This window comes from Enterococcus sp. DIV1639a, assembly GCF_050530445.1.
GTDB lineage: Bacteria > Bacillota > Bacilli > Lactobacillales > Enterococcaceae > Enterococcus_B > Enterococcus_B hirae.
The window spans coordinates 2,638,188-2,652,237 of sequence record NZ_CP172886.1 but is presented as its reverse complement, the minus strand read 5'-3'; the positions used below and the strand labels follow the sequence as shown (position 1 = coordinate 2,652,237).

Sequence of the window (14,050 nt, the reverse complement as noted above, 5' to 3'; positions counted from 1 at the left end):
TAAGTAGGAGCGGTGACGACCGTTACAACGTTTGAGGCCTTTGTGAAAAGGCAAAATTAGGTGGTACCACGTAGATTACGTCCTATAAAAAGAGCAATCTTTTTATAGGACTTTTTTGTTTTCTTCAGATGAAGAAGCAAAAAAGTGAGGGAGACCTCACTACACTTCGACAGATTGATGTGGAAGTACAAATAGATCAGGGGGATAGAAAATGAGTTATAACCATAAAGAAATCGAAAAGAAATGGCAAAAATACTGGGCAAAAAACAATACCTTCAATACCCATGATGATCCTGAAAAACCAAAGTTCTATGCGTTGGATATGTTTCCATACCCATCAGGTCAAGGATTGCATGTTGGACATCCGGAAGGCTATACAGCAACAGATATCTTATCTCGTTTTAAACGCAGTCAAGGATTCAATGTCTTGCATCCGATGGGATGGGATGCGTTCGGATTACCAGCCGAACAGTACGCATTAGATACAGGAAATGATCCAGCTGAATTTACACAAAAAAACATTGAAACATTTCGTCGTCAAATCAATTCTTTAGGGTTTAGTTATGACTGGAATCGTGAAGTCAACACAACTGATCCAGAATATTACAAATGGACACAATGGATCTTTACAAAATTGTACGAAAAAGGCTTGGCATATGAAGCAGAAGTAGCAGTTAACTGGGTACCTGAGCTTGGTACGGTGATCTCTAATGAAGAAGTGATCGATGGAAAAAGTGAACGTGGCGGCTATGATGTCGTCCGCAAACCAATGCGTCAGTGGATGCTAAAGATCACTGCATACGCAGATCGTTTACTTGATGATCTTGATTTAGTAGATTGGCCAGATAGCATCAAAGAAATGCAACGCAACTGGATCGGTCGTTCAGTAGGAGCAAATGTTGAATTTAAAGTTGCTGGAACAGACAAAACGTACACGATTTTTACCACACGACCAGATACACTATTTGGCGCAACGTACTCTGTTTTAGCTCCTGAATTAGACTTGGTGCAAGAAATCACGACGCCAGAACAAAAAGCAGCAGTTGAAGCATACATCGAAGAGACAGCTAAAAAATCAGATTTGAAACGTACAGATCTAGCGAAAGAAAAAACGGGTGTCTTTACTGGAGCTTATGCCATCAATCCAGTTAATGGAAAAGAGATCCCGATCTGGATCGCTGACTATGTGTTAGCTTCTTATGGCACTGGAGCAATCATGGCTGTACCTGCTCACGATGAACGTGATTATGAATTTGCAAAAACCTTTGATTTAGAAATTCTTCCCGTGATCGAAGGAGGAAATATTGAAGAGGCTGCTTATACGGAAGATGGTCCTCATATCAACTCTGAATTTTTGAATGGCATGAATAAAGCAGAAGCCATTGCTAAAATGAATGAATGGTTAGAAGAAAATAGTTGTGGGAAAAAAGAGGTCAGCTATCGTTTACGTGACTGGTTATTCTCACGTCAACGTTACTGGGGGGAACCAATTCCGATCATTCATTGGGAAGATGGTACAGTCACAGCTTTACCAGAAGAAGAGCTGCCATTACGTTTGCCTAAAACGACTAATATCAAACCAAGTGGAACAGGAGAATCGCCACTTGCCAACATCGAAGAATGGGTGAATGTTGTCGATCCTGTGACTGGCAAAAAAGGTCGCCGTGAAACCAATACAATGCCACAATGGGCAGGAAGTTCTTGGTATTATTTACGTTATATCGATCCACATAATAAAACAGAATTAGCGAACTATGAGAAATTAGAACGCTGGTTGCCAGTAGATATCTACATTGGTGGAGCAGAACATGCCGTTCTTCACTTGCTGTACGCTCGTTTCTGGCACAAATTCTTATATGATATCGGTGTTGTACCTACGAAGGAACCATTCCAAAAATTATACAACCAAGGAATGATCTTGGGAGAAAACAACGAAAAAATGTCTAAATCACGTGGCAATGTCGTTAATCCAGATGATGTCGTGGCCAAATATGGCGCAGATACATTACGATTATATGAAATGTTTATGGGACCATTAGACGCATCGATTGCTTGGAGTGAAAATGGACTAGAAGGAAGCCGCAAATTCTTAGATCGTGTTTGGCGTTTGATCGTGGATGAAAACAATAAGATGCGTGATCGAATCACCACTTTAAATGATGGAAAATTAGATAAAGTGTATCATCAAACCGTCAAAAAAGTTACGGAAGATTACGAAAATCTTCACTTCAATACAGCCATCTCTCAATTAATGGTGTTTGTCAATGAAGCGTATAAAGTGGATGCACTACCTTATGAATATATCGAAGGATTTGTTCAATTGTTGGCACCGATCGCACCACACATGGGTGAAGAACTATGGGCAATCTTAGGAAATGAGGAAGGTATTTCTTACGCAGCTTGGCCAACTTATGATGAGTCAGCTTTAGTCGAAGATGAAATCGAAGTTGTCTTCCAAATCAATGGTAAGGTCCGAGGAAAAGCTAATGTTTCACGTGACTTACCAAAAGATGAACTTGAAAAAATAGCGATGAACAATGAAACGATCAAAGAAAACATTGCTGGCAAAACTGTTCGTAAAGTGATCGTTGTACCAAATAAATTAGTAAATATCGTGGCTAATTAAAAAGCAGGAACAAGTGAATTATAAGAGATTGTTGAAGGAGCTTTCGATGAAACCCAGAGCCACTTTCAGAATGAAGAACAGATCATTAAAAACAATTTTGGCTGTTTCAGTATTTTAAGATGTTTTATAAGTCGCAATCAGTTCAGAAAGTTTATAACTGAATAAACAAAAAAGAGATTATGACAAAAGTGTCTAGCTCTGAGAAATAAGCCGGAAAAGAGGTTGAGCCATGTGTTGGCTCAACCTCTTTCTTCGGCTTATTTTCCGTTAGAGCTTGAAACACCCTGGATAAGATCGTGAAAGAGGCGGATAGCTCCGAGCAGATGCTTAAATACTATTTATTTGTCTTGGGTCGCTTCCTCTCAAACTCTTTTATAGAAAAATAAAGTGAAGAGAAACTAAAACAAAGAAAATATCAATTGAAGAGTTAGAACAATTCACCGAGTGGAAGTTTGCTGACGTTTTTTTTTTGTGAATGACTATCCAAGATGAACAGTTATTTTTTGTTAGTTACAAAAGTGAAAAAACAAAAAGTGTTTTATTAAAATTGCTTATGTCTCATAATATTTGCATCGTGATACCTTTTGAACGTAAACAAATGACACATTTTTTTAAAACATTGTTATTTTTATTTAGTTGGCATGTTTTCTTTTTTTTTTAATACCAAGCTATAGTATTACGCTATTTTGTTTTTTTTATTTTAGAAAAATGACAGGCCGATGAAACAACCGCAAATCTGTTAAAAATTACCATTCTATCGGTAAAAAAAGGTTTTGTTCTAAGCGGATAATCGTAGATAATTTTAGTGTAGGTGTTTCATATGTTTTTGGAGGTGAGTATACGTAAGATTAAAATGAAAAATTTTTCTTTACATAGTGATTTTTGTTATGTTAATAGTCAAATAAACTATCATCTCATGAGCAAAAAAGTAACCTTTTACAAATATTAGGAACGTTCACATTAGGAATGTTCATAAGAAATAATAAAAATTTTGTTTATTTAATCTTTCCTTTTAGAGAATTTGAGCAAGGAAAAAGAGTGAGTGTATTAGTAAGAGAGGAGGACAGAAAATTTGAAAAGCAAGCATTTGCGAACGATAACAACCTCTTTGTTGTTGTTCCAAAATTGTCTTTATCCATTAACCGTTTTTGCTGAGGAAGCACCACCAGAACTAGATACGGAGTTTGTACAGGATTTACAAAATCAAGGGGAACAACCAGTGATGCAAGAACCTGTTTCACCTGAAACAGCTGCAAACGACTCAACAGAAGAGTCAATCGAGGTAGAGGAGCCAGTAGAAGAAAATACAGAGGAAATCGTAGAAGAAGCACCTGTAGTTGAGGAAGTACCGATCGTTGAAGAACAAGAAGCAGAAGAAGTACCAACTGAAATACCAACTGAACAGCCAACTGAAGTAACGGAACCTGTGACTCCATGGGAAGATCCTGTACCACCAGTCCTTCGACAAAGTGCTGAGTTAAGGAAGAATAATTTACCAAACCTAGATAAATATCGACCTGATCTGATAGCAAATGGGAAAAAAAGTTATATTGAGAAAACGTTAGCGACACAGATTAATCGCACTATTATGTTGGGAGCTGCCGTTGGTTCGAAGACTTCCTTTACTGTGAATGTGCCTACCTATGAGAAGGTCACTCAAGATAAAGATCATGGTTGGATTTCTTGGATAGCAAGTAATCTAACCACAACGGATGATTATCCATACGATACGATGTATTATGGGAATCATTCATCTTACCGCGGAACGTATACGTTAACGATTCCATCTGATCAAAGTGTCAATGGGTACCAAGTGACGGTTACGAAGCCTAGTATTTCTTCTTATGCCGCATCTTTTACCGTCACGATCACTAGGCTGGCATCGACCAGTGCAAAAGAAGATCGATTAGTACTTAACGGAGACGTGAAACTAGGGACGACGGCTGTAGCCTCCCAATACTCTGTTTTAGACTCGATCCCGATCGAAGATGTTTCGTATGTCAATGCTTTGCTGGGAACGATTACAGTGAAGAAAGAGCAACCTGAATTTGAGATCAAAAATGAAGTGACCGTTGAAGCACAAAGAGGAAAAGAACTGTCTACGAGCATCCTAAAATCGTGGTTTTCTACGATATCGGAGAATTCAGGGAATTATGACTATAGTCTGTCTTCCGGACCGGCAGAATGGGCACCTGGAGCAACTGGAAAAGCTACAGTTATTGTCAAAAATAAAACAACGAATAACACGCAAGAATTTACGACTAACTATACTGTTGTAGATACTACTGCACCAAAATACACAGTAATCAGGGATGCACCATTGGAGGCTAGACGAAAAGGGAGTCTCACTGATGAAGAACTAAGGAGTATATTTGAAAAACTAGAAGATAACTGGAGTAAACCGGAGGATCTCCAGATTGAGTTATTTGATTATAACGGTTCCAACGTTCCTTGGGAGATTGCTGGGATTCAACCAGGTGTTGAAATTGTCAAGGTACGTGTGACCGACCAAGCAGGGAATGCTGCTACGGGAAGTGGTTATCGTATCCAAGTGGTTGATACTACGCCTCCTGATGGGAAACTAAAAGACAAAATCGTGATTGAACAAGGAATGGAACTGAAAGATTTAAGAGATTTACTAGAGGGTGATCCAACCGACAATTGGTCCTTGCCAGAAAAAATCAGTCTTTCGTTGGCTGTTGATGGTGGAAAGCAAGTCTCGGAATTACCTAGGGGAGAGCATAAATTTACGCTAACCTTGACGGATGAGGCTGGAAATCCTAAAGAGCTCAAAGGTACGTTACACGTCGGTGATGCGTTTAAAATCAAATCGGAAGTGGTTGTCCAAGCACAAAGAGCCAAAGAGCTATCAACTGAAATTCTCAAAAGCTGGTTTGAACAATTACCAAACAATCCTGACAGTTATGACTATCGTCTGTCTTCCGGACCGGCAGAATGGGCACCAGAGACTAACGGACAAGCAACAGTCGCTGTCACAAATAAAGCAACAAATGAAACAAAAAAATATGAAACGAAATACTCCGTCGTAGACACTAAAGCACCCACCGCAACACTTAAAAAAGAGATCGTGTTTGAAGCAAGGCGTACAGGTGCGCTCACGCAAGCAGAACTACGAGAACTGTTGATTGAGAGTGATCTGCAAGATAATTGGAGTTTACCAGAAAAGATTACGATCGGATTGACTAACATCGGATCCGCAAATGAACCGTTTGAACTTGTTGGAAAGGCACCAAGTATGTACAGTAATATTTTTATTACCTTAACAGATGAAGCAGGAAATACGAGTCGATATCTGAAAAATATTTCAGTCGTTGACACGCAAGCACCAGAGGGCAAGCTTAAGGAGTCACTGTTTTTTGAAAAAGGCAGTAAAGAGCCAGATTTACGAGAGTTATTAGATGGCGAACCCACCGACAACTGGTCGCTACCAGAAAATATCAAACTTGCGTTAAGCTTCAAGGACGGCAAGCAGTTTTCAGAATTACCTGAAGGGGCGCACGAGTTTACGTTAACCTTGACGGATGAAAGAGGAAATGCTAGAGAACTTAAGGGTAAGTTGTACATCGGTGAACGGTTTGAAATAAAGTCTGAAGTGGTTGTTGAAGCACAACGAAGCCAAGAATTATCTCGGGCAATTCTAGAATCATGGTTTGATAAACGACCAAAAGATACCGATGATTATGAGTATCGTCTGACTAATGGACCGAAAGAATGGGCACCTGGAGCAACTGGAGAAGTAACAGTTGCTGTGAAAAACAAAACAACGAATCACACGCAAGAACTTACTACTAAATATACAGTAGTAGATACGAAGGCACCGACAGCAGAGTTTGAACGGAGTGTTTCATTTGAAGCAAGACGTACAGGCAGTCTTAGTCGAGAAGAGTTAATGAGTGTGATTAAAGAAGGGACTTTACAAGATAATTGGAGTTTACCAGAAAAGATTACGATTGGGCTGGAAGATCTTCAAGGAGGAAAGTTTGAAGTTGCTGGGAAAGTGCCTTCAGCTACTGCGTATGTTGTTGCCTCTGTTCTAACAGACGAAGCAGGAAACCAACAACACTTTTCACCTATAAATCTATTGATCGAGGATACAACACCTCCAGAAGGAAAGCTAAGAGATTCACTTGTCTATGAGCAAGGAAGTGAAATGCCGGATTTACGAGAGTTGTTAGATGGCGATCCAACTGACAATTGGTCCTTACCAGAAAATATCCGATTTGAGTTAACTTTCGAGAATGGCTTAGAATTTTCTGAGTTGCCTGCAGACGATCATCGATTTACGCTGAAATTGATTGATGAATTTGGCAATAAAACAGAACTAGACGGAATATTGACGATTACATCTAACGCACAATACATCGATGTCACCATTCCTGCACGTATGAGTTTTGTACAGGAGGATATTCTAGCTGGTATCGCTTCACCAAATTATGAGATCAAAAATAATTCCAACCGTCCGGTATCCGTTTATGTGGATGCCATGACTAGTCTTGAAGAAACCGAACGATTAACTGAACTGACATTAGGTTTGCAAAATACGGATCATGAACAAGAGGTAGTTTTAGTATCAAATGGTCAAAATCTATCAGAAACCGTTGAACTTGTCACTTTAACAAGTGAACAGAATGCTTATGAGTTCTCTTTCTTTGGAACAGCAGGTGACAACATCTTGTCGGAAACCTTAGATGCTCCAATCAGACCTAGTTACTTGATGCAGTTGCATTTTAAAACACCATGAGATATAGACCTATTCAAAAGAGATCGTGAAAGCATCGGATAGTTCCGAAAACAAACAGAAAAAATTTTTTAACCAACTAAAAAAGAAACTGAGGCAAGTTTTAGCTCAGTTTCTTTTTTTGTATGTTTTTTTCTTCCTAATCGATACGGAAGTATTTCTTTTGTAAAGAAAACGTTTACAATCTATACTTTAAATAGAACGAAAAGGAAGGAGCAAATAAAATGAAAAAAGCATTGATTATTTGTGCAGCAGGGATGTCATCTTCTATGATGGCTTCTAAGACCACGGATCTATTCAAACAAAAGGGGGAAGAAATCGAAGTCGATGCGGTATCTGCGACAGAAGGCGATAAAATGATCAAGTCAAGCGACTTTGATTTATTTCTCATTAGTCCTCAAACCACGATGTTTTTAGATAAGTTTGTTAAACTAGGAAAAACGGTTGATAAACCTGTGGTTAGTATCCCCTTTCAAGCGTATGTTCCGATTCCCACAGGTATTCAGAAATTAGCGGATTTGATTGAAGAAAATATCTAACTAGGAGTGGATAAAGATGAAACAGATCGAAAAAGCATTGTTAGGGCTATTGATCAACTACCAAAAAAAATATATCACTAGTCATGAGCTTGCTTCTGAATTGTCTTTATCTGATCGAACAATCCGTAAATACATGGTTGATGTCAAAGAGAAAATTGAAAAAAATGGGGCAAAAATCATTGCCAAACAAGGACAAGGATATCAGTTGGCGATCTTAAAGCCTTTGGCATTTGCATTTTTTTTAAAACATCAAAATATCGCAGCTGATCAAGGCATGTCTGAAATGGAATTTTTTGAAACTGAAGATCGGCAAAAATATCTGTTGAATAAGTTATTGCTAGAAGATGAAGCCATTTTTATGGATGAATTAGAGTCGGAACTCTTTATCAGCCGTTCTAGTTTATCCAATGATCTAAATGAGATAAAGGCAAAAATTGAGCCCTATGCGTTAAAAATTTGTTCTAAACCGCGACAAGGAATGTGGATCGAAGGATCAGAGCAAAACAAGCGCCATTTTATTATGGACACATTTTTTGGTGATCAAGCAGCGAACTCTTTAAAAGATTATTTAGTGAACAGTCACTTTTTCAATGAATTCAATTTTGAAGAGGTTTTAATCATTATTTTAGATGAAATCCGAGAAGCAAATTTAAAAGTTTCTGATTTTATCATGCAAAATCTAGCATTACACCTAGCCTTAACGATCAAGCGAATCAACGAAGGATTCCCCATTGAAGCTTTAGATTTTAGTGAAGAGTTAGTGGATCGCCGTGAATATCAGGTAGCAAAAAAGATCGTTCAACGAATGAATCGTGTGACAAAAGTACCTTTTCCAGAAGCGGAAATTCATTATCTGACGTTGCATTTGGTTGCTAAGTCTAACCCCATCGAAAAAATAAATGATGAGCTGCTTTACAAGGAATTAGCAAGAGTGATTGAGCAGCTTGCCGACTTTTTTGGCGATTCACTGATTGAGGATCAACAATTAAAAAATGGTCTGCTTAATCATTTGACGCCAATGGTGGTTCGTCTACGGCAAGGGATTACTTTAGAGAATCCGTTGACTGAGGATATAAAAAAAGAAAATATGGTCGCCTTTGAACAGACGAAAAGAATATTTAGTCAAATGCCTATGCTACGACAATTCACGATCAATGAAGATGAATGGGCGTATCTTACCTTACACATCATGGCAGCTTTAGAAAAAGTCAGAACAGCGAAAAAAATACGTGTATTGATCATTTGTGCAACTGGTTATGGAAGTGCGCAATTGTTGAAGAATCGTGTGCTTGCTGAGTTTGGCGAAATGCTCTTAGTGACCAATGTCAAAGGTTATTACGAGATCAATGAAATGACTTTGATGGGCGTAGATATGATTATTTCATCAATCGATTTATCAACGATGATTTTTAAGATCCCCGTATTACATGTGAGTGTCTTTTTGAATCCACTAGATAGCCAAAAAATTCGACAGACGATTGCGGACTTACAACCTTGTCCGTCAAAAAGAATAAAAACTATTTGCACAGATTCTCCGAAAAAAAGACAGGATTATCATGGCCAGCTTTCTGAAAGATGGTACAAAGTCTATTCTGAAAGACCAACTAAAGAGACGGTGATTTTAGACCTACTCTCGCTTTTAGAAAAAGACGAAGTAAAAGATTATACCCTTGAAATGATGGCACAAATCAGCAAGCGAGAGAAAATGGGACAGATTGTCTTCAGTGAAACTGTTGCAGTCCCACATCCAGCTATTCCAGTAGGGGTCACGACAAAAATTGCAGTCGCAGTGATTCCGGAGGGGATGTTTTGGGATGATTACCAACAGATCAAATTTGTTTTTCTCGTGTCCCCATCTTTTATTGAAAACGAAGAAATTACTATAGTGACAAAAGCAATTGTGCAATTAATTGATCGCACAGATTTGCAACAACAAATTTTAATTGAACCAACGTTTGAAAATTTTAGCAATCATTTTGACGAGGTGATTGAATAAGGAGGAATACGTGTGACTGGAAATATGACGAGTGAAGAATTACAAGTCATCGCTTTTGATATTATTTTGCATAGTGGAAATGCCCGAACATTGATTCATGAAGCCTTCAAACTTCTACGGCAAGGAGAAAAAGCGGAAGCGAGTCAACAATTAGATAAAGCAAATGAAGCTATTTTAGAAGCGCATAAAGCCCAGACAAACTTGCTAAAAGAATATGCAAGTGGGCAAAAAATCGAGATGGAGATCATCATGGTCCATGCCCAAGACCATTTAATGACAACAATGACCCTTTTAGAAGTCGCAAATGAAATGAGTTATTTGTATCAACAAAAAGCTTGAAAGAGGAGATTAAGGTGGATGAAACTAAGAAGCAACAATTAGCTTTAGAAAAGAAACAATTTAGTTTGAAAATCATGTACTTCAATCGTTATCTTGTGATTCGTTATTTGACAGCCTTTTTCTTTTTCATCAATCTTAATTGGCTAGTACTACTATTAATCGCAAGAAGCAGTGCCTGGCTACTGCCGCTTAGCTTGCTGGGATTGGTCGTTCCTGCTATCGGTGAACAAGTCATACTTTATCGTACGCACACGAACCGAGCACCTTGGACGAGCAATTATTTTAAGATTCAAGGAATGATGAACGTAGGAATCAGTGGCTTACTACTTACCCCATGGTATCGCTCATTTTTTCCATTTATGGCTAATGATCATAGCACTAAGCTATTTTTACTCGCATTATTTGTAAGCGGTATCTTTGTTTGTGGCTTTTGCTGGTTCCGCTTAGAAAAAATTGAACGTAATCAAGACCGTCAATATCAACGTGTTAAACAATATGAAAAGAGTTCACAATTAGGGAAGGGGAGTAACTAATGTTTAAATTTTTGGAAAAGTATTTGATGGGACCGATGGGGAAAATTGCACAAATGAAAATCGTTCGGGCGGTAATGGCAGCAGGGATGGCTTCGATTCCATTTACGATTGTCGGGTCAATGTTTTTGGTTTTGAATATCTTACCTTTACCATTTCCATTTCTTGAAGGGTTTTTCAACGCTACATTTTTTAAAGTCAGTGATTTGTACATGATCATCAACACGATGACCATGGGGATTTTATCCATTTATTTTGCTATTGTTTTTGCTTATGAACTGACTTCAATCGAACGAGATGAACAAGGGTTGAATGTCAATCCTTTAACTGGTTCGCTGCTTGCGGTATTTGCTTTCTTCATGTGTATTCCGGAATTAGTGTTATCCGATGGGAAAGTAAGCTTGATCGCTAGTATCTCAGATACGGAAACTGTCGTGAACGGGATTCGGATGGGCTCATTTGTCGAGCGGCTAGGCACTTCCGGTATCTTTACAGCAATCATCATGTCATATATAGCTGTTGAATTATATTGCATCTGTGTCAAACGGAATTGGGTCATCAAGATGCCTGATGTAGTACCTCCAGGTGTTTCTCGTTCCTTTACAGCTTTGATCCCTACATTTGTGATTGGGTTCGTTGTGATGCTTGTTAATGGTCTGTTGGTTGTATTAGGAACAGATATCTTCAAAATGATTGCGATCCCATTCGGATTTGTTACGCAATTAACGAACACATGGTTAGGGATCATGGTGATCTATTTCTTGATCCATGCACTATGGATCGTGGGTATCCACGGCGCCAATATCATTACTTCTTTCTTGACACCAATCGTATTAGCGAACATGGCAGCAAATGCACAGGGAGCGAATTTCCCGCTTGCTGGCGAATTTAATAATTCCTATGTAACAGTAGGAGGATCAGGGGCCACATTAGGATTGATCTTCTTCATTGCCTTTTTGGCTAAATCCGATCAATTAAAAGTACTAGGGAAAGCTTCTCTAGTTCCAGGTATCTTTAATATCAATGAGCCAATTATTTTTGGGATGCCAATTGTTTATAATCCGTATCTGGCTGTTCCATTTTTCCTAGCACCGATGGCATCGGCTTCACTAGCTTATTTTGCCATTCGCTTCGAGATCGTTAAGCCAATGCTGGCGCAAATGCCTTGGCCTTCGCCAGTTGGTGTGGGCGCATTTGTCGGTAGTGGGGGAGACTGGAAGGCGGCTGTTTTAGCAGTATTATGTGCAATTTTAGCGTTCTTCATTTGGTTACCATTCATCAAATACTATGACAATAAACTGTTGACTGAAGAAAGAGAAAAAGCAGCCGAATTAGCTGCGGAATAAAGCCATGTGATTTGCTTCAATTAATTCAATAAAAACAAAGATAGAAAACTACGATAAATATGAAGCGGGACTGAGACAAAAGTTGTCTCAGTCTCTTCTAGTATCTCTAAAAACGAATAAACGGTGATACAAAAGTAGCATCTTCGGAAATAAGCCGAAATTTACCAAAAATTTGAGAAGCAATTTTCGGAAATTCCTTCTTATTTCTTGATGCTGAACACTTTTGTCTCAACCTCGCTTCAATACGTTTCGCATCTCGTATTTTTTATTGTAAATAAGTGGTATTCATTGAAATACTCAATCTTCAATCAGTTCTTTGACGACTTCATAATCGCCTTTATAAGGAACATCTATCCCATTGATTTTTTGATAAGGATCGACTCCTTTTCCAGCGACTACAACGGAATCTTCGGGATTGCTGATCGCTAATGCTTGTCTGATCGCTTCTGGACGATCCATTTCATAATGAACCTCAAGCTCAGCATTAGTGATGGCTGCATTGATTTCTTCAGCGATTTTTTGCGGATCTTCAAACGCTGGATCATCCGCTGTTAAAAAGACGACGTCAGCTGTTTCTGATAATACTTTACCGAAATCCTGACGGCGAGAAACTGCTTTGTTTCCGGGGCTACCTAGAACAACGATGACCCGACCCTTCGGATGTTCTTTTTTGGCAAATTCTAATAATGTTTTTAAACTGAGATAATTATGTGCATAATCGACATAAACATGACTGCCATTTTTTTGGATCAACTGATCCATCCGTCCAGGCACACGTGCTGCTTTGAGTCCTTTTTGGGCATCCTCGATGGAAGCGCCAGTCAACGCAGCCGCAATGATAGCACTTGCTGCATTTTCTTGGTTGAAATCACCGGCTAATTGGATCTCATAGTCTGCTTCGATATCAAGTTTTCCGTTGTGTTTGATCAAGTGAAAGGCATGGTTCCCTGAAGTTAAACTTTTTACTTCATAATCAGATTCGGCAGAACGTCCATAAGTGATGTAAGGGACGTTTGCTAACTCAGCCGTTTCCTGTAAAAGATCGAAATGATCACTTTCATGATCTAAAATCACAGTTTTAGAATTTAAAATCAATTGACGTTTGCAATAGAAATAATCATCAAAGGTTGGATGTTCAATTGGGCTGATATGATCAGGAGAGATGTTCAGGAAGATTCCTACATCTAGCGTTAAACCATATACCCGTTGTGTTTTGTAAGCCTGTGAAGAAACTTCCATCACTAAATGTGTCATGCCATTTTTTACCGCTTCCGCCATCATGCGATACAAGTCTAATGATTCAGGCGTTGTTAAATGGGATTTAAAAAAAGTTTGCCCGTCTAAAGTCGTGTTCATTGTTGAAAGCAACGCTGTTTTGTTGTTTGTCGCATGATCTAAAATGGCTTTGGTAAAATAAGCTGCTGTCGTTTTTCCCTTAGTTCCAGTGTAGCCGATCACTTGCAATTGATTTTGGGGATACTGATAAAAAGCCATGGAAAGGATCGCCATCGCTTTGCGAATATCAGTCACGATGATACCAGTTGCTGTATTTTCGTAAGGCTGTTCAGCAACGTAGTAGCTCAAACCATTCGAGATCGCACTTGTTAAATACTCTTCTTTGAAATTCAGACCTTTACAAAAAAACAGCGTCTCATGATCTACTTGGCGTGAGTCATAACTTAACTTTTTGAATACAAATTGCTCAGGAGCATCTAAATGCCAACCTTGAACAGAAACAAATTCTTTTAATAAATTTTCTTTGATCAATAATTTACGGATATCTTCTAAAGAGAAGCTCATTGAATCATCCCTCACTTTATTATTCATTGGGTTCTGATCCATTATAGCATATTTCAAAAGGCTTACGGGAAGGGAAGAAAGAGAATAAAGTTGATTGCAAAAAGGAAAAAGCTAG

8 protein-coding genes and 1 other annotated feature (1 of these 9 running past the window's edge) are annotated in these 14,050 nt (G+C 38.6%); of the genes, 7 read left to right on the top strand and 1 reads right to left on the bottom strand.

Going from position 1 to position 14,050, the window contains the following annotated elements; genetic code table 11:
• Window positions 1–88: a binding site (T-box leader), on the top strand; it begins 123 nt to the left of the window's first position.
• Window positions 89–211: 123 nt separating this feature from the next.
• The 7 genes from leuS to celB all read left to right on the top strand — a co-directional run bounded on the left by leuS (window position 212) and on the right by celB (window position 12,135).
• Window positions 212–2,626 carry a leucine--tRNA ligase gene (gene leuS, locus IGJ32_RS12160; protein WP_034868000.1) on the top strand — a complete coding sequence of 805 codons (2,415 nt, stop codon included), beginning with the start codon at window positions 212–214 and terminating at the stop codon, window positions 2,624–2,626.
• A gap of 1,072 nt (window positions 2,627–3,698) precedes the next feature.
• Complete coding sequence (locus tag IGJ32_RS12155; RefSeq protein WP_342082021.1) at window positions 3,699–7,388, top strand: hypothetical protein; 3,690 nt, start codon at window positions 3,699–3,701, stop codon at window positions 7,386–7,388.
• 221 nt (window positions 7,389–7,609) lie between these two features.
• Complete coding sequence (locus tag IGJ32_RS12150) at window positions 7,610–7,924, top strand: PTS cellobiose transporter subunit IIB (RefSeq protein ID WP_010721024.1); 315 nt, start codon at window positions 7,610–7,612, stop codon at window positions 7,922–7,924.
• A 16-nt stretch (window positions 7,925–7,940) separates the two neighbouring features.
• Window positions 7,941–9,920: a BglG family transcription antiterminator gene (locus tag IGJ32_RS12145; protein WP_342082022.1), complete on the top strand. Its 1,980-nt coding sequence runs from the start codon at window positions 7,941–7,943 to the stop codon at window positions 9,918–9,920.
• 24 nt (window positions 9,921–9,944) lie between these two features.
• Complete coding sequence (locus tag IGJ32_RS12140; RefSeq protein WP_014834421.1) at window positions 9,945–10,259, top strand: PTS cellobiose transporter subunit IIA; 315 nt, start codon at window positions 9,945–9,947, stop codon at window positions 10,257–10,259.
• Window positions 10,260–10,273: 14 nt separating this feature from the next.
• Entirely contained in the window at window positions 10,274–10,792 is a 519-nt protein-coding gene (locus IGJ32_RS12135; RefSeq protein WP_342082023.1) for a hypothetical protein, read from the top strand.
• Window positions 10,792–12,135, top strand: coding sequence for a PTS cellobiose transporter subunit IIC (celB, locus tag IGJ32_RS12130; protein WP_010721020.1), 1,344 nt, complete (start codon window positions 10,792–10,794; stop codon window positions 12,133–12,135). The genes IGJ32_RS12135 and celB overlap by 1 nt, the downstream gene beginning before the upstream one ends.
• 297 nt (window positions 12,136–12,432) lie before the next feature.
• Here celB and IGJ32_RS12125 read toward each other — a convergent pair whose 3' ends face one another.
• The gene (locus tag IGJ32_RS12125) at window positions 12,433–13,935 is read right to left on the bottom strand and encodes a UDP-N-acetylmuramoyl-L-alanyl-D-glutamate--L-lysine ligase (RefSeq protein WP_088774979.1); all 1,503 of its coding nucleotides are present in this window, start codon (window positions 13,933–13,935) and stop codon (window positions 12,433–12,435) included.
• Between the last annotated feature and the right edge of the window lie 115 nt (window positions 13,936–14,050).